This is a genomic window from Agromyces ramosus, from assembly GCF_004216665.1.
In the GTDB taxonomy this organism is placed as follows: Bacteria; Actinomycetota; Actinomycetes; order Actinomycetales; family Microbacteriaceae; genus Agromyces; species Agromyces ramosus.
On the sequence record NZ_SGWY01000002.1, the window covers coordinates 250,694 to 268,341 of the forward strand.

18 protein-coding genes are annotated in these 17,648 nt (G+C 70.7%); 12 read left to right on the forward strand and 6 right to left on the reverse strand.

The window, feature by feature from the left end:
- The first annotated feature begins 68 nt into the window (after positions 1–68).
- The 3 genes from EV187_RS07720 (at position 69) to EV187_RS07730 (ending at position 3,745) form a co-directional block, all read left to right on the forward strand.
- Positions 69–1,952, forward strand: a complete 1,884-nt coding sequence (locus EV187_RS07720) for a glycoside hydrolase family 15 protein (protein ID WP_130352498.1) — start codon at positions 69–71, stop codon at positions 1,950–1,952.
- A gap of 83 nt (positions 1,953–2,035) precedes the next feature.
- A complete protein-coding gene (gene zwf, locus EV187_RS07725; RefSeq protein ID WP_130352499.1) occupies positions 2,036–3,439 on the forward strand; it encodes a glucose-6-phosphate dehydrogenase in 1,404 nt (467 codons plus the stop codon).
- Positions 3,440–3,502: 63 nt separating this feature from the next.
- The gene (locus EV187_RS07730; protein ID WP_130352500.1) at positions 3,503–3,745 is read left to right on the forward strand and encodes a PLD nuclease N-terminal domain-containing protein; all 243 of its coding nucleotides are present in this window, start codon (positions 3,503–3,505) and stop codon (positions 3,743–3,745) included.
- Here EV187_RS07730 and folE read toward each other — a convergent pair.
- Entirely contained in the window at positions 3,742–4,353 is a 612-nt protein-coding gene (folE, locus tag EV187_RS07735; protein ID WP_130352501.1) for a GTP cyclohydrolase I, read from the reverse strand. The two genes, EV187_RS07730 and folE, sit on opposite strands and share 4 nt — an antisense overlap.
- Positions 4,354–4,466: 113 nt before the next feature.
- Between folE and EV187_RS07740 the strand changes: the two genes are divergently transcribed.
- Entirely contained in the window at positions 4,467–5,144 is a 678-nt protein-coding gene (locus tag EV187_RS07740; protein WP_130352502.1) for a helix-turn-helix transcriptional regulator, read from the forward strand.
- 82 nt (positions 5,145–5,226) lie between these two features.
- On the opposite strand, the gene EV187_RS07745 is transcribed toward EV187_RS07740, so the two are convergent.
- Complete coding sequence (locus EV187_RS07745; protein ID WP_130352503.1) at positions 5,227–6,249, reverse strand: VOC family protein; 1,023 nt, start codon at positions 6,247–6,249, stop codon at positions 5,227–5,229.
- 327 nt (positions 6,250–6,576) lie between these two features.
- Positions 6,577–7,374, reverse strand: a complete 798-nt coding sequence (locus tag EV187_RS07750; protein ID WP_165391138.1) for an SDR family NAD(P)-dependent oxidoreductase — start codon at positions 7,372–7,374, stop codon at positions 6,577–6,579.
- Positions 7,375–7,519: 145 nt separating this feature from the next.
- Between EV187_RS07750 and EV187_RS07755 the strand changes: the two genes are divergently transcribed.
- From EV187_RS07755 to EV187_RS07780, 6 genes are all read left to right on the forward strand, one after another.
- Positions 7,520–8,311, forward strand: a complete 792-nt coding sequence (locus tag EV187_RS07755; protein ID WP_130352505.1) for an SDR family NAD(P)-dependent oxidoreductase — start codon at positions 7,520–7,522, stop codon at positions 8,309–8,311.
- A gap of 95 nt (positions 8,312–8,406) precedes the next feature.
- Positions 8,407–9,393 carry a fumarylacetoacetate hydrolase family protein gene (locus tag EV187_RS07760; protein WP_130352506.1) on the forward strand — a complete coding sequence of 329 codons (987 nt, stop codon included), beginning with the start codon at positions 8,407–8,409 and terminating at the stop codon, positions 9,391–9,393.
- On the forward strand, positions 9,390–10,433 hold the full coding sequence (locus EV187_RS07765; protein WP_130352507.1) for a cyclase family protein: 1,044 nt from the start codon (positions 9,390–9,392) through the stop codon (positions 10,431–10,433). Before EV187_RS07760 ends, EV187_RS07765 begins: the two co-directional genes overlap by 4 nt.
- A gap of 27 nt (positions 10,434–10,460) precedes the next feature.
- Complete coding sequence (locus tag EV187_RS07770; RefSeq protein WP_130352508.1) at positions 10,461–11,591, forward strand: FAD-dependent oxidoreductase; 1,131 nt, start codon at positions 10,461–10,463, stop codon at positions 11,589–11,591.
- Complete coding sequence (locus EV187_RS07775) at positions 11,588–12,637, forward strand: amidohydrolase family protein (RefSeq protein ID WP_130352509.1); 1,050 nt, start codon at positions 11,588–11,590, stop codon at positions 12,635–12,637. The genes EV187_RS07770 and EV187_RS07775 overlap by 4 nt, the downstream gene beginning before the upstream one ends.
- Complete coding sequence (locus tag EV187_RS07780) at positions 12,634–13,608, forward strand: fumarylacetoacetate hydrolase family protein (protein ID WP_130352510.1); 975 nt, start codon at positions 12,634–12,636, stop codon at positions 13,606–13,608. The genes EV187_RS07775 and EV187_RS07780 overlap by 4 nt, the downstream gene beginning before the upstream one ends.
- 18 nt (positions 13,609–13,626) lie before the next feature.
- Here the strand turns inward: EV187_RS07780 and EV187_RS07785 are convergent, their stop codons facing one another.
- A complete protein-coding gene (locus EV187_RS07785; protein ID WP_130352511.1) occupies positions 13,627–14,559 on the reverse strand; it encodes a LysR family transcriptional regulator in 933 nt (310 codons plus the stop codon).
- Between the two features lie 257 nt (positions 14,560–14,816).
- Here EV187_RS07785 and EV187_RS07790 point away from each other — a divergent pair, with 257 nt between their 5' ends.
- Positions 14,817–15,554: an aspartate/glutamate racemase family protein gene (locus EV187_RS07790; RefSeq protein ID WP_130352512.1), complete on the forward strand. Its 738-nt coding sequence runs from the start codon at positions 14,817–14,819 to the stop codon at positions 15,552–15,554.
- A 90-nt stretch (positions 15,555–15,644) separates the two neighbouring features.
- Here the strand turns inward: EV187_RS07790 and EV187_RS07795 are convergent, their stop codons facing one another.
- Both EV187_RS07795 and EV187_RS07800 read right to left on the reverse strand, forming a co-directional pair.
- Positions 15,645–16,247, reverse strand: coding sequence for a DnaJ family domain-containing protein (locus EV187_RS07795; protein ID WP_130352513.1), 603 nt, complete (start codon positions 16,245–16,247; stop codon positions 15,645–15,647).
- 119 nt (positions 16,248–16,366) lie between these two features.
- The gene (locus tag EV187_RS07800) at positions 16,367–16,594 is read right to left on the reverse strand and encodes a DUF1232 domain-containing protein (protein ID WP_130352514.1); all 228 of its coding nucleotides are present in this window, start codon (positions 16,592–16,594) and stop codon (positions 16,367–16,369) included.
- Positions 16,595–16,993: 399 nt separating this feature from the next.
- On the opposite strand from EV187_RS07800, the gene EV187_RS07805 reads away from it, so the two are divergent.
- Positions 16,994–17,641, forward strand: a complete 648-nt coding sequence (locus tag EV187_RS07805; RefSeq protein WP_130352515.1) for a hypothetical protein — start codon at positions 16,994–16,996, stop codon at positions 17,639–17,641.
- Positions 17,642–17,648 lie beyond the last annotated feature (7 nt).

Sequence of the window (17,648 nt, forward strand, 5' to 3'; positions counted from 1 at the left end):
TCGCCCCGAACTGGTCATGACGCGGGCCCGCCTCCCGTGCCACGATGGTCGGGGGATTGGGGACGCTCATGGTTGATGACTACCCGAACATCGCGGATCACGGACTGATCGGCGATCTGCAGACCGCGGCGCTGATCGACACGAACGGCACCATCGACTGGTTCTGCGCGCCGCGCTTCGATTCGCCCAGCGTGTTCGGGTCGCTCCTCGACGCGGAGCGCGGCGGATACTGCAGCGTGCGACCCGACACCGACGACTACGTGTCGCGACAGCTCTACCTGCCGAACACCGCCATCCTCATCACGCGATTCCTCACCGAGGAGGGCGTCGGCGAGCTGATCGACTTCATGCCCGTCGAGGAGGGCGAGGCGACCGACCGCCACCGGCTCGTGCGGATGCTGCGGGTGGTGCGCGGCACGATGTCGTTCGTGGCGGAGGTCATGCCGAGGTTCGACTACGGACGCGCGTCGCACCGGATCGTGCCCGGCGATGGCATGGGCGCGAAGTTCGTCTCCGACGACTTCTCGCTCACCCTCCATCGCGTCGGCGATCCGGTGCTCCACGGCGCCGAGCGTGCCGGCCACATCGAGCTCGTCGGCGACGGCATCCGCGTCACGGGCAGCCTCAATGCCGGCGAGATGGCGGGCGTCATGCTCGAGACCGGCGGCGCCGACCCGACGCGCATCCCGCTGGACGAGATGAACGCGATGCAGCTCGAGACCACGCGCTTCTGGCGGGACTGGAACAACCGCTCCACATACCGCGGGCGGTGGCGCGAGATGGTCGCCCGCTCCGCGATGACCCTCAAGCTGATGACCTACGCGCCGACCGGCGCACTCGTCGCCGCACCGACAGCGGGCCTGCCCGAGCAGGTGGGCGGCGAACGCAACTGGGACTACCGCTACACGTGGATCCGCGACGCATCCTTCTCGGTCTACGCGCTGCTCGGTCTCGGCTACACCGAGGAGGCGGAGGCGTTCGTCGCGTGGCTGATGGACCGCGTGCACGAGAGCGTCGGCACGGACTCCGGCCCGTTGAAGATCATGTACCGCGTCGACGGCACCTCCGACCTCGTGGAGGAGACCCTGGAGGACTTCGCCGGCTACCGCGGATCGAGGCCGGTTCGCATCGGCAACGGTGCCGCCGACCAGCTCCAGCTCGACATCTACGGCGAGGCCATGGACTCGATCCACCTCGCCGACACGCACGGCCTGCAGCTGCCGCACGTCGGCTGGACCCAGATCAGCGACATGCTCGACTGGGTCTGCGACCACTGGGACCAGCCCGACGAGGGCATCTGGGAGACCCGCGGCGGCACGCAGAACTTCACGTACGGCCGCTTCATGTGCTGGGTGGCGCTCGACCGCGGCATCCGCCTCGCCCAATCCCGTGGCAGGCCCGCGCCGATCCTGCGCTGGCGGGAGCAGCGCGACGCGATCTACGAGGAGGTCATGAAGGACGGGTGGCACGCCGAACGCGGAGCGTTCGTGCAGCACCAGGACACCGACGTGCTCGACGCGTCGCTGCTCGTGATGCCGCTGATGGGCTTCGTCGCCCCGCGCGACCCGATGTGGCTCTCGACGCTCGCCGCGATGGACGCCGAGCTCGTCTCCGACAGCCTCGTCTACCGCTACAACCCGAGCGCCTCACCCGATGGGCTCCGCGGATCCGAGGGCACGTTCACGCTGTGCACCTTCTGGTACGTCGATGCGCTCGCCCGATCGGGCTACCTCGAGGACGCCCAGCTCACGTTCGAGAAGATGCTCACCTACGCCAACCACCTCGGGCTCTACGCCGAGGAGATCGGGCTCACGGGGGAGCAGCTCGGCAACTTCCCGCAGGCGTTCAGCCACCTCTCGCTCATCAACGCCGCCGTGAACCTCGACTACCAGCTCGACCACGGGTCGGGCGTCGTCGACCCGGTGCTCACCAAGGGGCGCCGCGCGACCTGACCGGCGAGCGACCGACCGAGACGGCTCAGCGCCGCGGCTCGGCGCAGGTCGCCCGACAGCACGAGACACGAAGGAGCAGGACCGTGGTGGAGAACGGACGCGGCGCCGGAGGCTCGAACGCGGACGTCCTCGTGATCTTCGGCATCACGGGCGACCTGGCCCGGGTGATGACCTTCCGATCCCTGTACCGGCTGGAGCGGCGCGGGCTGCTCGACTGCCCGATCGTCGGAGTCGCGTTCGACGACTGGACGATGGACCAGCTCGTCGACCGGGCCCGGACGTCGATCGTCGCCACGGGTGAAGCGCTCGACGAGGCGGTCTTCGCGCGCCTCGTCGCGCGGTTCGGCTACGTGCAGGCCGACTTCGCGGACCCCGCCGCCTACGCCCGGGTCGGCGCGGCGATCAGCGGCGCGAAGGCACCGGTGTTCTACCTCGAGATCCCACCCGGCCTCTTCGCGACGGTCGTGAAGGGGCTGGCCGGTGCCGGCCTCACCGAGCACGCACGGCTCGTCGTCGAGAAGCCGTTCGGACACGACCTGGCATCGGCGCGGGCGCTCGCCGCGGAGCTGCACCAGTACGTCGACGAGTCGCAGCTGTTCAGGATCGACCACTACCTCGGCAAGATGGGCCTCGAGGAGATCCTCTACCTGCGGTTCGCCAACACGATGCTCGAACCCGTGTGGAATCGCAACTACGTCGACTGCGTGCAGATCACCATGGCCGAGAGCTTCGGCGTCTCGGATCGCGGTCACTTCTACGATCCCGTCGGCGCGCTGCGCGACGTCGTCGTCAACCACCTCATGCAGGTCTTCGCGGCCGTCGCGATGGAGGCACCGTCGCACGGCGACACCGAGACGATCAAGGACATGGAGACGTCGCTGTTCCGTTCGACGGTCGATGCCGACCCCCGCCACTACGTGCGCGGCCAGTTCGACGGCTATCGGGCGATCGACGGCGTCGCGGCCGACTCCACCACCGAGACCTTCTGCGCCCTGCGCCTCGAGGTCGAGAACTGGCGCTGGTCGGGCGTCCCGTTCTTCATCCGCACCGGCAAGCTCCTGCCCGAGACCCAGACCGAGGTGCGGCTGGTGTTCAAGCGGTCGCCGAAGCTCGGCTTCGGGCAGCTCGACGACACCAGCGAGCCCGACCAGCTCGTGATGCGCCTGGATCCGTCGACGGGAATGCGGATCAGGCTCAACGCGCATCGAGCGGATGCCGCGAGGCCCGGCCTCATCGACCTCGACATGGAGTTCGCGGCCGAGGGCGGCGAGGGGCCGACGCCCTACGAGGTCCTCCTGCTCGCAGCCCTCAGGGGCGGCCGCGCGCGCTTCGGCAGGCAGGACACCATCGAGGCGGCGTGGCGCGTCATGCAGCCCCTGGTCGACCACCCGTCGCCGATCCACCCGTACGCGCCCGGAACGTGGGGTCCCGCCGAGGCAGATGCGCTCGTCGCCGATCACGGCGGCTGGCGGCAGCCGTGGATCTGAGGTCGCCGGACTAGGGTGACACCGAGACAGGATCCGACGCCGTCGTCGAAGAAGGAGGCCAGCATGGCCACGCAGCAATGGAGCGACCTCAGCACTCGCCGGAAGACGGGGATGCTGGTCGCGGCATCCATTCACCTCGCGCTCGCCGCCACGGCGTGGACCGACCTGGCCCGCCGCCCCGCCGAGCAGGTGAACGGTCCGAAGGCCCTCTGGGCGGTCCTGATCGCGGTGAACTTCATCGGTCCGGTCTCGTACTTCCTGTTCGGCCGGAAGCGCGAGTCCTCGGGGTGGGGCGGTCGGCGCTAGCCATGACGCGACGCGTCGCGGAAGCGCTCCCACCCATGCTCGGCGAGCGCGCCGGTGAATCGCGCCGTCTGCGTCCGCGCGGTGGGCGCGTTCGCTCCGCGGATGGACATGCACAGATGCTCGGCCTCGAGCACGACTCCGACGCCGTTCGGTGCCAACTCGGACGCCAGGAAGTCGGCGATCTGCACGGTGAGCCGTTCCTGCAGCTGGAGGTCGCCGGCGAAGTGCTCGACCACCCGCGCCAGCTTCGAGAGCCCGAGGAGTCGCTCCGCCGGCAGGTAGCCGACGTGGGCGACGCCGCGGAAGGGAAGGAGGTGGTGGGCGCACAACGACGTGAACGGGATCTCGCGCACCAGTACCAGTTCGTCGTAGCCCTCCTCGTTGGGAAAGGTCGTCATCGTGAGCGGTTCGCGATGCAACAGCTCGCGGAACGAGGCGACGACACGACGCGGGGTCTCGACGAGGTCGGGATCGGCGACATCGAAGCCGAGCGCGAGGAGGAGGTCGCTCACCGCCGCCTCGGCGCGACGGTCGGGCAATGACGCCGTCGCGACCACGCCGACGGCGTGGTCGAGGTCGAACTCGTCGTGATCGTGCACCAACGACATCGTCGCCTCCTCGGAGCATCGGCTGCGTGCTCGCAGCATCGGCTACGTCGCCGAGCGTACGTTCGCGCGCCTTCTTTTGTCAAGATATGTCGTTTTAGAGATAGGCTGGACGCATGAACCATTCCGGTGGTCCTGATCCGTCGGTGATCCTGGCAGCGCTCGCCGACCCGTCCCGCCGTGGTCTCTTCGAGGCGGTTCGCCGGAGCGGGCAGCCGATCGGCCGCGACGAGCTCGCCGAGCAGACCGGACTGCCCCGGGCGACGGCCGCATTCCACCTGGAGCGCCTCGTCGAGGTCGGTGCGCTCGCCGTGGAGTTCCGCCGACGCTCAGGCCGCACCGGACCGGGCGCCGGGCGGCCCGCCAAGCTCTACAGGCTGGCGGCGGAGGAGCTCACGGCATCGCTTCCCACCCGTCGCTACGAACTCGCCGGCGACCTGCTCGCGACGGCGGCGGAGCGATCCGACCAGACCGGCGCCCCGATGGGCTCGACGCTCATCGAGACCGCAGAGGCCCGAGGGCACGACCTCGGAAGCCGGGAGCTCCCGCTCGTCGCCACGCTGACCTCGGTGGGCTACGAACCGGCCGACTGCGCCGACGGCGGCTACCGGCTCACGAACTGCCCGTTCCACCAGCTCGCAACCCGGCACACGGCGCTCGTCTGCTCGGCGAACACCGCGTTCGTCCGGGGCCTCGTCGATGAATCGGCCGAGCAGCGCGACGTGTGGCTCGAACCGACCCCGGGCGAGTGCTGCGTTCGCATCGGGGCCGAGCAGTCGACGCGGGCCTCGTGACCGACCGCGGAGCCTCCCCGTAGACGGAACGCCGGGGCGACGAGCTCTCGCCCGCCGCCCCGGCCCGGTCTGCGAATCCGGTCTAGCCCTGCCCGTGCTTGCCGTACGGGTTGAGCAGCGCCTCCTCGGTGCCGGGCACGATGCCCTCCTCGGTGGCCGTGGGGTGACCCTCGTCGGGCGGGAAGGACTCGGTCATCGACATCGGCATGGCGCCGTTGCGGTACAGGTTGTTCGACCCGGTCGACGGCTTCCAGGTGTTGGCCTCCCAGTCGGGCACGTAGTTGCGGTAGCCGCCGGTGTTCACCTCGATGCGCAGGCCGCTCGGGTCGCGGAAGTAGAGGAACGACTGCTCCCCGATGCCGTGGATCGACGGACCGTACTCGATGTGCGTCCCGTTCTCCATGAGCACGTCGGCGGCGATGAGGAGCTCCTCGCGCGTGTCGACCCAGAACGCGTAGTGGTTGATGCGGCCCGGACGTGACGAGCTGTCGAGCACGACGCCGAGGTCGTGCGACTTCTCGTTCGTCGTGATGACGGCGAACACGGTGATGGGCGCCTCGTCGAGCTCGGTGTACGCCATGATCCGGAAGCCGAGCACGTCGTGGTGCCACTTGGCGAACGCCTTGACGTCGGATGCCGCGATCGTCACGTGGTCGAGGAACCGAGGTGCACCGGCGACGCTCGAGCGCTTCTCGGGCCGGTCGGGGAAGACCGACGCGTGCTCGTCATCGGCCCGGTACTGCTCGATGTCCCACGCGAGGCGGATGGTGTGGCCCCACGGGCCGGTGAAGACGTAGGAGCGGCCGCGTCCGGGGCCCGAGTCCGACCATTCGCCCGCGACTCCGGCCTCCTCGACCCGACGGGCGGCCTCCTCGAGCGCCTCGGGGCTGGTCGTGCGCCAGCCGATCTCGACGAGGGCCGGCTCGGGGCCCTCGGAGATCACGACGCTGTGGTGCGTGTAGTCGCCCCACGAGCGCAGGTAGGCCTTGCGGCCGTCGCGACCGACCTCGCGGAGGCCGAGGCGTTCCTCGTAGAAGACGACCGAGGCCTCGACGTCGGGCGTCGCGATCTCGACGTGCGAGAGATGTGACAGGAGGGTGATCATCGTCGATCCTTCGTTCCGGGGGCGGCGCCGAGCCGCATGATGGTGCGTGCCGATTCGGCACTGCATCCACTCTCGGCGAGGACCGTGCATCAGGGAAGCTGAACCTGATGATGCCGTGCATTGATCCGGATGATGTGGCATGGATCGCGGAGTGTGGTTTCCGAAGCGAAGCCGCGAACTTCGGTCTGTGTCATGCTGAAGTCCTCACCTTCTCGGGGGGTCCGACGCATCTCCCTGCAGTTCGCCGGCTTCACCGACCTGGACCACTTCGAACTCGTCGCTCGCGAGGTTCTGCCGCACGTTCGCCCGCACGCAGAGCCGAGGCGGTCAGTCGGAGATGAGCGTGCCGCCGTCGATGACGATGTTCTGGCCGGTCACGAAGGCGCCGGCGGATGACGCGAGCCAGACGATCGCGCCGGCGACCTCCTCGACGCGTCCGAAGCGACGCAACGGCGTGCGGTCGCGCCGCACGCCCGCGAGCGATGGATCCTCGGTGATCGGTCGCGCGAACTCCGTGTCGATGACACCGGGCGAGATCGCGTTCGCCCGCACGCCGCGGGGGCCCCACTGCACGGCGAGGTTCCTCACGAGCTGCGCGTTCGCCGCCTTCGTCATGCCGTAGCCCGACAGGACGCGGTTGCCGCGCAGTCCGGCGATGCTCGACATCACCAGGAACGTGCCACCGCCGTGCTCCGCGATGACGGGCACCGCGGTGTTCGCGAGGGCGGCGACCGACCGCACGTGCAGCGCATACATCCGGTCGAGGGCGTCGAGGTCGATCGCTCCCGGCTCGTCGAGCGCCGCGCCCGCGTTCGCGACGACGGTGTCGAGGCGCCCCCAGCGGTCGACGGCCGCCGCCACCATCCCCTCGGCGGCGCGGTCGCCCGTGACATCCGCGGGGAGGCCGTGCACCTCGAGCCCCGAGGCGCGCATCGTCGCGGCGACGCGGTCGGGCTCGGAGGAGGGCAGCCCCACGAGCAGCACGCGCGCGCCCGCGGCGGCGAGCGCCTCGGCGGTGGCGCGTCCGATGCCCGACGAGCCACCCGTGACGACGGCCACCTGTCCCGCGCACGAGAACAGGTGGGCGGGCGCGAGTGCCGAGCGCGCGTCGCCATCGTCGGTCATCCGTGCCACCTGCTCTTCGTCGAGTGCCTCAGGCCAGCGTACGGAGGTGCCGGATCGCCGATCATCGCCATTCGTGATGCGGGCCATCACGACGTCTCCCGCACGACACCATGGAAACGGACCGTTCGCAGGGGAAGGGGTCGCCATGGAATCGCACGCAGGGCGGAGGTACGTCGTGACCGGTGCGGCATCGGGCATCGGGGCGGCGACCGTCGCCGCGCTCGCCGGGGCCGGGGCGCGGGTGGTCGCGGCTGATCTCGCCTGGGACGACCTCGCCGCCGGCGGCGTCCGCGTGGAGCGGGTCGCACTCGACGTCGCGGATCGCGGGCGGTGGGCCGAGTTGGCCGCGGAGCTCGGGCCAGGCGCCGGTCCATCGCCCGCCGACGACGCCGCGCGCCTCGACGGCCTCGTCAACGCCGCCGGGATCACCCGCCGCGCGCGCCTCGATGACGTGAACGCCGACGACTTCGAACGGGCGTTCGCCGTCAACGCGATCGGTCCGGCCCTCGGCATGCAGGCACTCGCACCGCTCATGCCGGCCGGCGGTTCCATCGTGAACGTCGGGTCGGCCGCCGGCACGATGGCGCACTACGGCATCGCGTACGGCGCCAGCAAGTGGGCCCTGCGGGGCATCACGAAGACCGCGGCCATGGAGCTCGGGCCTCGCGGCATCCGGGTCAACCTCGTGAGCCCGGGCTTCATCGAGACGCCCATGACCGCGAGCGCGCCCGACGCGTTCCGTGCCGTGAACCTCGACGCGACGCCGCTCGGCCGCGCCGGTCGGGCGGACGAGGTGGCCGCCGTCATCGCGCACCTGCTCTCGCCGGACGCCTCGTTCGTGACCGGCACCGAGCTCGCCGTCGACGGTGGCCTCACGGGCCACGGCGGCGGCCTGCCGATCGCGCGGTCGATGGGCTCCGCGCATCCACAGGACTGATGGAGTCCATCATCGATCGAGCCTTCACTGATAGCCCGGCACCCCCTTGACTGGTGGTGCGCACCCAACGACGCGCGCCCGAATGGAGATCCACCGTGACATCGTCGTCCGACGGCCTGACCGCCCCCTTCGCCCTCGTCCGCTTCCGCGCGGGCGACGCCGAGCCGGTGCTCGGACTCGTCGCGGGGGAGCGCGTGCGGCCGATCGGCCCCGAGGAGCTGGGAGCGCCCGACCTCAACGCGTTCCTCGCGCAGGCGCCCGGGTCGTGGAACCGCCTCGCCGCCGTCGCCGAGCGCGACGACGACGCCTGGCTCCCGCTCGCCGACGTCGCGCTCACCGCTCCCGTCACGCCACGCCAGGTGCTGCAGACCGGCGCGAACTATCGCACGCACGTGATCGACCTCGTCGCGGCGGGCCGCGCGAAGAACGACCCGCGCCCGATCGAGGAACTGCGCGAGTGGGCGGCCGACATGATGGATCGCCGCGCTCGGGAGGGCACCCCCTACTTCTTCATCGGCCTGCCGGCCGCGGTCGTCGGCGACGACGTCGACCTCGTGCTGCCGTCGTACAGCGACCAGCACGACTGGGAGCTCGAGCTCGCGGTGGTGGTCGGCAGCGAGGCGTTCCGGGTCGACCGCGAGCACGCCATGGAGCACGTCGCCGGCTACACGATCGTGAACGACGTCACCACGCGCGACCTCGTGTTCCGCGAGGACATGAAGGAGATCGGTACCGACTGGTACCGCGGCAAGAACGCCCCCGGCTTCCTGCCGACCGGCCCGTTCCTCGTGCCCGCCCCCTTCGTCGCGACCCCGGGCGACCTGCGCCTCGAGCTCACCCTCAACGGCGAGACGATGCAGGACGCCACGACCTCCGACCTGCTGTTCGACCTGCCGGCGCTCATCGCGGGCGCCTCGCAGAACATGCCGCTGCTGCCCGGAGACCTGCTGCTCACGGGCAGCCCCGCCGGCAACGGCATCGTGCACGGCCGGATGCTGCGCGACGGCGACGTGATGGTCGGGGCGATCGAGGGGCTCGGCGCGCAGACCGTGCGGGCCGTCGCCGAGGAGTCGACGCGATGAGCACGCCCGCCGCGGCATCCGGAACCCGTCGCACGCCGACGGAGGACCCGGTCGAGCTCGACCGCGCCGACCCCGATCGCCACGTGGCGGAGGCCGCCGAGGCGTACCGCAACTGGGGCCGCTGGGGCGACGACGACCGGCTCGGCACGCTGAACTTCATCGACGACGCGGCCCGGGCCCGCGCGGCCGCGCTCGTGCGCCGCGGTGCGAGCTTCACGCTCTCGCAGCCGTTCGACATGAACGGCCCCCAGCAGGGCTGGCGCCGCCGCACCAACCCGGTGCACACCATGCTCGACACGGGCACGGATGCCGCGGCCGGCACGCAGGGCTTCCCGCACGGCCTCGGCGGCGCCGACGACGTCATCGCTATGCCGCTGCAGTGCTCCACCCAGTGGGACGGCCTCGGCCACATCTTCGACCGCGGCATGGCGTGGAACGGACGCCCCGCCGGGCAGGTGGTCACGAGCGACGGCGACCTGGTCACGGGCATCGAGCACGCGGCATCCGCCATCGTCGGCCGTGGCGTGCTGCTCGACCTCGGCCGGTTCCTGCGGCCCGAGGCATCCGACGACGGCCCCGCCGGCGAACTGCCCGACGGCTACGCCATCACGACCGCCGAGCTGGAGGCCTGCATCGCCGCCCAGGGCGCGACGAGCGCGGTCGGCCGCGGCGACCTCGTGCTCGTGCGCACCGGCCGCTACGCCCGCGCCGTGCGCGAAGGCTGGAACGGCTACGCGGGCGGGCCGAGCGCCGGCCTGTCGTTCACGACCGCCGGATGGCTGCACCGCACCGAGATCGCCGCGATCGCCACCGACACGTGGGGCTTCGAGGTGCGTCCGAACGAGTTCGACGACGCGTTCCAGCCGCTGCACCAGGTCGTCATCCCGAACATCGGGCTGACGATCGGCGAGATGTGGGACCTGGAGGCGCTCGCCGCCGACTGCGCCGCCGACGGATGCCACGAGTTCCTGCTCGTGGCCTCGCCGCTGCCGATCACCGGGGCGGTGGGTTCGCCCGTCAACCCCATCGCCCTGAAGTAAGCCCGAACCCAACGAAGGGATCCCCTGATGTCCGCTGTCTCCCGCGTCGCGATCGTCGGCTCCGGCGTCGCCGGCACCACCGCCGCCATCCTGCTCGCCGAAGGGGGCGTCGAGGTCGACGTCTTCGAGCGGAAGCCCGACCTCTCCGCCCTCGGTTCCGGCATCACGCTGCAGGGCAACGCCCTGCGCGTGTTCGACCGCCTCGGCGTCTGGGAGCAGGTGAAGGAGGCCGGCTACTCCTTCGACCAGACCGGCCTGCGCGCCCCGGGCCCCGACGCGCCGGTCATCGCGCAGATCCCGGACGCGCGAACGGGCGGTCCCGACTACCCGGCGGTCGCCGGGATGTACCGCCCCGACCTGGCCCGGATCCTCGCCGACCGTGCCACCGAGCTCGGTGCACGCATCCACTACGGCACGACCGTCACGAGCTTCACGCAGGACGACGCCGGCGTCGACGTGACGATCTCCGACGGATCCACCGGCCGGTACGACCTGCTCATCGGCGCCGACGGCCTGCACTCCGCCATCCGGAAGCAGCTCGGCATCGAGGTCGAGCCCGAGCGCACGGGCATGGGCATCTGGCGCGCCTTCGTGCCGCGTCCGAAGGACGTCACGCAGACCGACCTCTACTACGGCGGGCCCGTGTACATCGCCGGGTACACCCCGACGAGCGACGAGATGATGTACGCCTTCCTCGTCGAGCCGGCCCAGGACCGGCAGCTCTCGCCCGAGCAGGGCGTCGAGGTGATGAAGGAGCTGTCCCGGGCGTACGGCGGGCCGTGGAACGAGATCCGCGAGTCCCTCGGAGAGGCCTCGCGCGTGAACTACACGTGGTTCACGAAGCACGTGGTTCCCGACGCGTGGAACCGCGGCCGGGTCGTGATCATCGGCGAGGCTGCGCACAGCTGCCCGCCCACGATCGCGCAGGGCGCCGCGCAGGCCGCCGAGGACGCGCTGGTGCTCTCCGAGCTGCTGCTCGCGCGTGACACGGTGGACCAGTCGCTCTGGGACGAGTTCCACGCGCGTCGGCTGCCGCGGGCGACCGAGGTCGTCGAGGCATCCGTGCAGCTCGGGCAGTGGCAGATCGACCACGTGCAGGATGCCGACGTGCCCGGGCTGATGCGCCGCATCGCCATGCTCGTGAGCGAGCCGGCATGAGCGCCGTCGAGTCCACGACGACCGCGCCCGTGGTCGACGTGCATGCCCACCTCCTGCTGCCCGCCCTGCAGCAGGCGGTCGGCGCACGCGACCCCGAGGGGTTCGCCGCAGCGCAGGCACTCGAGGCGCGCCGCAACGGCCCCGAGAGCCTCGCCGCATCGGGTCGCATGATCGGCGAGCGGATGCCGCTGCTCACGTCGCTCGACGCGCGGCTCGCCGAGATGGACCGGCAGGGCGTGGACGTGCAGGTCGTCTCGCCGTCGCCGTCGCACTACTACCCGTGGGCGGGCGAGGAGCTCGCCGCCTGGGCCGCGCGCGAGGCGAACCGCACCATCGCCGAGCACGTCGCGGGCGCGCCCGACCGCCTGCTCGGCCTCGGACTCGTGCCGCTGCAGCATCCGCAGCTCGTGGTCGAGGCGCTCGAGGACGCCGTGCTCGAGCGCGGACTCGCGGGCGTCGAGCTCTCGTCGTTCGCCGGCGACGTCGAGCTCTCCGACGAACGTCTCGAGCCGTTCTGGGCCCGCGCCGAGGAGCTCGAGTCCATCGTGTTCCTGCACCCGTTCGGCTGCAGCCTCGACGAGCGGCTCGACCGCTACTACCTCTCGAACACGGTCGGCCAGCCCGTCGAGAACGCCGTCGCGCTGTCGCACCTCATCTTCTCGGGCGTGCTCGACCGGCATCCCGACCTGCGACTCGTCGCCGCGCATGGCGGGGGGTACCTGCCGACATTCCTCGGTCGCTCCGATCACGCGTGGCGGGTCCGGCCCGAGGCGCACGGATGCCGCGACCTGCCGTCGTCGTACCTGCGACGCCTGCGGTTCGACTCGCTCGTGCACACCCCCGGTGCGCTCCGCGCGCTCGTCGATGCCGCGGGCGCCGACCGGGTGCTGCTCGGCACGGACTACCCGTTCGACATGGGCGTGGACGACCCGGTCGAGCGCGTGCTCGAGGCCGGACTCCCGGACGCCGACGCGCGCGCGATCCTCTCGGGCAACGCGGCCGCGCTGCTCCCGGCGCTCCGGCACGTGGCGGAGCACGCCCCGTGAGGATCGCGCGGTGGCGCCACGACGGCCGCCTCGGCGAGGGATTCGTCGTCGGCGACGCCGTGGTGCGATTCCCGAGGGACCTGTCGGTCGCCGACGTGCTCGCCGCGGGACTGGCCGAGGTGCCCGTGCTGGCGGCCGAGGTCGACTCCGCGGCATCCGTGCCCCTCGCCGACGTCGAGCTGCTCGCCCCGCTCGTGCCGGCGAGCGTGCGCGACTTCGTGGCCTTCGAGGAGCACGTCGAGGGCGTCACCGCGTCGATCGACGGCGCCAGCCACGTGGTCGACGAGTGGTACGAGTTCCCGACCTTCTACTTCACGAACCCGCACTCGGTCATCGCGACCGGCGCCGAGGTGCGCCCGCCGAAGACCGAGCGCCTCGACTTCGAGCTCGAGGTGGGCGCCGTCATCGGAGGGGTGGCTGGCTCCGACGGCCGCGACCTGTCTCCCGCGGATGCTGCCGGACACATCTTCGGCTACACGATCTTCAACGACTGGTCGGCCCGCGACATCCAGGGCCGCGAGATGAAGGTACGGCTCGGCCCGGCGAAGGGCAAGGACTTCGCCACGACCCTCGGACCCTGGATCGTCACCGCCGACGAGTTCGCCGGGCTGGTCGACGACGAGGGATTCCTCCCGATCGTGATGGAGGTGCTCGTCAACGGCGAGCGCATCGGCCACGACCTGCTCTCGAACATGGGCTGGCCGTTCGGCGACCTGGTCGCCTACGCCTCCCGCGACGCGCGGGTCGTGCCGGGCGACGTGCTCGGATCGGGGACCGCGGGCAACGGCGGATGCCTCGCCGAGCTCTGGGGACGGGCGGGCGAGCTCACACCGCCGCCGCTGACCGAGGGCGACGAGGTCGTCATGCGCGTCGAGGGCATCGGCGAGATCCGCAACGTCGTCGGCCCGGCGCGCCACGTGCCCGACATCCTGCCGGCGCGACCGCGGCCGCGGGTGCGCGAGCGCGACTGAGTCCGACCGCCGGGCCGTTCAGGCCGCTTCGTGGTGCAGCCCGCTCACCGCCTCGACGGCGAGCGTGCGCAGCCACTCGTGCTCGGGGTCGCGGCGGTGCACCGGATGCCACCACATCGCGTTGTGGATCGGCGTCGCGTCGAACGGCGGCTCGTGCACGCGGATGCCGCCCGTGCCGCGTGCGTAGGCGGCGAGGCCCGCCTGCACGAGGGCCAGCCGGTCGGTGCCGGCGATGAACATCGGCAGGGCGAGGAAGCTCTCGACCACCGCCTCGACGCGGGGCTCGATGCCGAGCTGCTGGATCTGGCGGGTCGCCGACGTGAACGCCGAGCGCGACTGGTAGGTGAACACCCACGGCTGACGGGCGATGTCGTCGAGGGTCACGGCGTCGCCGATGGCGGGGTTGTCGTCGGCGGCGATGATGACCCACGTGTCGGTGAACAGGTCGGTGTAGGGCAGGTCGGTGAGGAACCCGTGCGGCATGAGCAGGCCGTCGGCGCCGCGCAGCCGGTTCACCGCGTCCTCGACGATCTGCTGGTTGTGCACCATGAACCGGAACCGCACCCCGGGCGCGCGACCCGCCGCGAGCGACGCCAGTCGCCGCCCGGTGGTGGCGAGGCTGTAGTCGGAGCCGTAGATCGCGAACTCGCGCGTCGACTGGCTCGGGTCCCACTCCGCCTGGCTCTCGAACACCCGCCGTGCGGCATCGAGCGCGGCCGCCGTGTGCTCGGAGAGACGCGACGCGAGCGGCGTGAGCTCGTAGGAGTTGCCCGTCCTCGCGAGGATCGGGTCGTTGAAGTGCGTGCGCAGGCGGGCGAGCGACGCGCTGAGCGCCGGCTGGCTGAGGTGCAGGCGTTCGGCGGCGCGGGTGACGCTGCGCTCGGTGAGCAGCGCGTCGAGCGATACGAGCAGGTTGAGATCGAGCCGGGAGAGCGGGGCTTGGTCGGACACGTCGTTGTGTTCCTTCGGGTGGGGGCGAGTCCTCCCAGTCTATCAACCGCGTCGATCCGAAGCGCTAGGGCATCGTGGGTCGTGATGTGCGATCAGGATCCAACCGCCCCCAGCGGTCTCACGTCGCGGGCGGGTCCTGGGGGAGTCGTACCGGAGAAGGTGCCGCTGCCAGCGCTGACGCGACCGCCCAGGGGACCACACGTTGTACCGTGGGTCAAGGCTTCGTTCGCCAGCGGTCGACGTGAGGTAGGGAGCGCATGGGCACGGTCATCTACCAGCCGGCTGCCCAGATGATGGCCGGGCACGCCATCGGGATCCTGCTGCTCAACACCGGATACCCCATCATCCCGGGCAACGTCGCGAACGCGTCGACGTACGAGTATCCGGTCCGGTTCAAGGTCGTTGAGGGCGCCGACAGTCCCCGTCTTCTCGGTGGCGACCCGACTCTGCTCGAACCCGTACTCGCCGCCGCACGAGAACTCGTCGGCGATGGCTGCCGCGCGATCGTCGGTGCATGCGGATACTTCGCCCGCTTCCAACGCGAGCTCGCCGAGGCACTGCCGGTCCCAGTATTCCTGTCCAGCCTGTGTCAGGTTCCGATGGTGCTTGGTGCGCTGCAGCCCCAGCAGCAGCTGGGCATCCTCTGCGCGAAGCAGAGCAGTCTCGACCAGCGGATGTTGACGGCGGTGGGCATACGCGAGGACGCGCCGATCGTCGTGGCCGGCATGGAGAACAGCCCCGGGTTCCGCGGCGCGATCCTCGAAGACCAGGGCTGGATGGACCTCGACCTGGTGCAGGACGAGGTCATCAGCACTGCCGTGCGGCTGGTGACCGACCACCCCGAGATCGGCGCCCTGCTGCTCGAATGCAGTGACATGCCCCCGTACGCCAAGCAGATCCACGATGCGACCGGCCTCCCGGTGTGGGACTTCGTCACGCTCATCGACTGGATCCATTCGGGCGTCGTGAGTCGCTCCTACAACGGCTTCATCTAACGGCCTGGGCTACCGAGTTCCTGCCGCGCGAGTCCGCCGCACTGCGAAGTCCCGCCGACCCGAACCCGGTCAACCGTGCGCACCGCGATCTCAGCCGCGACGCCGCCACCACCGAGTTCGTGAGGTTCTCTGCTCCTGGTCGTGCTCGAGCTGTGCGCGCTCTTCGGCCGCCTGGCGCTCTCGGGCTTCGCGGCGCTCGCGCCATGCGCGAATCTCGTCGTCGGCATCCCGAGTCGGGGTCACGACGGGCGGCCCGCCGAGCAGCTGGCGGCGCGCCTCGATCACGCGCCGGTTGAAGTCCTCGACCGCCTCGCGCACCTCGGATTCGCGGTGCATCCGATCCAGGCGGCCCTCGAACTGGGCGTTCTCGACCCGCAGGGTGAGCGCGGGCGGACCCAGCCCGGTCAGTTGCTCGCGCTCGATCTTGCGACGAATCCACCAGTCGGGGTCGTGCTGCCCGGTCAGTCCCTCCAGGGGCTTTCCCGCGCCCGGGAGGTTGTCGAACTCGCCGCGGCGGATCGCCTGCTGAATCGCGTTCTCGACGTACGCCGACCGCTCGGCCTGCGTGGACGGTCGAGGCGGTTCGGGCGCGATTTCGGCGACATCGGGGTCTTCGCCACGGGCGATCGCCTCCTCACGGGCGAGGCGATCGAGCCGATACTGCGACGCGGCGCGCTGGGGATCCTCGCTCATCCTCGACCTCCCTCACGGCGTCGGATATCCGTCTTCCACGATACGACGCCGCACCCCAGTGAGTGCGTCGCGCCCGCGCCCGCGCAGGCGCGTCACGCTCAGGGATCCCGATCCGACGCCTATTCCGGCGCGAGGCCGGCCTGCCACCGCCGCTGTTCGCGCACGAAGAGCAGGGCGAGGATGCTCCACAGGCCGATGTCGTCGGCGAATCCCAACGGGCCGAGCACGAGTTCGGGGATCAGGTCGATCGGTGCGAACGTGTAGACGACAGCCGCGATCGCGGCGGCCCACGTCGTCGCTGCGACACGGTGCTCCCTGTCCTTGATCGCCTTGAGGAATCTCCACATGTATCCAGTGTGCGTTACTGCGGCTGCGAATTCGACTGCCGGTCCAATGTGGACGGGGGGGTTGCGTCGACCGCCCCGAGCACTCGCGCGCACTCAACGGCGAGGAGCGCGGGACCATCAGCGCTCGGGGAACGCGGCGTCCACCCGATCGGGGGACTGCGGCTGGAACCCCGGCTGGCTATCATCTGGTCGGAGCGCCGTGTCACCGGAATCGCCTGCAAGGACACGCCGTACCGGGGTCGCTCCTCGGTCAGGACGGCCGGTCGTTCGATCGCAGGGGAGCTCGCCATGCCACGAGTCGGGTCCAAGCCAGGCGCTCGCGACCGAGTCCTCGCCGGTCTGCTCATGGACTCGCGCGCTCGTGTCTCCGCACTCGGGGGCACGATCATCGTGGCGTCCATGGTGTTGATGTCCACCGGCTGCGCGGCCTTCCCCGGTGGCGGGGCGCAGGAGAACCGGGTTCCCCGGCAGACCCGCCCGACGGCCGCCACGCCATCGAGTTCCGCACCGTCCGGCGCGCCGGAATCGCTCGGCTTCGCGGACGGTGCCCAGCTCGACCCGTTGGCGAAGGTCGGCTGGCAGTTCGCGTTCCTTGCGGCGGACGACGCGGCCTGGACCTCGAACCCGGATACCCCTCCAGGCGAACCGAGTTTCGTCAACGCCGACGACACATGCACGGCGTACTACTGGCAGGAGAACTTCTCGACGGCGACGGTCGACGACCGGTCCGCATCCGACGAATATCTCGCAGAAGTGTCCGGGGCGACGGCTGATGAGATCGCAACGTACGCAGAGGATGGGTATTTCGCGCTCACCCACTTTTCGACGCCCGAGGCCGCGGATGGGGAAGTGGCCAGCCGGAATATCCTTGCGGAAACCGATGAGGAAACGTGGCTCGTCGCCGCGCGGGTGTTCACGAACCTGGATTACACGACCTCGGAGATGGCCAACGCGTATTCACTCCAGCTCGCGTGCGACGCGGGCGTCGACCCGATGACACAGCTCGACTCGCTCGACGAGATCGCGAAGATCGTCGTCGACCAGTGAGGGCCCC

Excerpts from the sequence above, each read along its gene's own strand:
- EV187_RS07720 (WP_130352498.1), top strand. The coding sequence starts at position 69 with ATGGTTGATGACTACCCGAACATCGCGGATCACGGACTGATCGGCGAT.
- EV187_RS07730 (WP_130352500.1), top strand. The coding sequence starts at position 3,503 with ATGGCCACGCAGCAATGGAGCGACCTCAGCACTCGCCGGAAGACGGGG.
- folE (WP_130352501.1), bottom strand. The coding sequence starts at position 4,353 with ATGTCGTTGGTGCACGATCACGACGAGTTCGACCTCGACCACGCCGTC.
- EV187_RS07740 (WP_130352502.1), top strand. The coding sequence starts at position 4,467 with ATGAACCATTCCGGTGGTCCTGATCCGTCGGTGATCCTGGCAGCGCTC.
- EV187_RS07745 (WP_130352503.1), bottom strand. The coding sequence starts at position 6,249 with ATGATCACCCTCCTGTCACATCTCTCGCACGTCGAGATCGCGACGCCC.
- EV187_RS07750 (WP_165391138.1), bottom strand. The coding sequence starts at position 7,374 with ATGACCGACGATGGCGACGCGCGCTCGGCACTCGCGCCCGCCCACCTG.
- EV187_RS07755 (WP_130352505.1), top strand. The coding sequence starts at position 7,520 with ATGGAATCGCACGCAGGGCGGAGGTACGTCGTGACCGGTGCGGCATCG.
- EV187_RS07765 (WP_130352507.1), top strand. The coding sequence starts at position 9,390 with ATGAGCACGCCCGCCGCGGCATCCGGAACCCGTCGCACGCCGACGGAG.
- EV187_RS07770 (WP_130352508.1), top strand. The coding sequence starts at position 10,461 with ATGTCCGCTGTCTCCCGCGTCGCGATCGTCGGCTCCGGCGTCGCCGGC.
- EV187_RS07775 (WP_130352509.1), top strand. The coding sequence starts at position 11,588 with ATGAGCGCCGTCGAGTCCACGACGACCGCGCCCGTGGTCGACGTGCAT.
- EV187_RS07790 (WP_130352512.1), top strand. The coding sequence starts at position 14,817 with ATGGGCACGGTCATCTACCAGCCGGCTGCCCAGATGATGGCCGGGCAC.
- EV187_RS07795 (WP_130352513.1), bottom strand. The coding sequence starts at position 16,247 with ATGAGCGAGGATCCCCAGCGCGCCGCGTCGCAGTATCGGCTCGATCGC.
- EV187_RS07800 (WP_130352514.1), bottom strand. The coding sequence starts at position 16,594 with ATGTGGAGATTCCTCAAGGCGATCAAGGACAGGGAGCACCGTGTCGCA.
- EV187_RS07805 (WP_130352515.1), top strand. The coding sequence starts at position 16,994 with ATGGTGTTGATGTCCACCGGCTGCGCGGCCTTCCCCGGTGGCGGGGCG.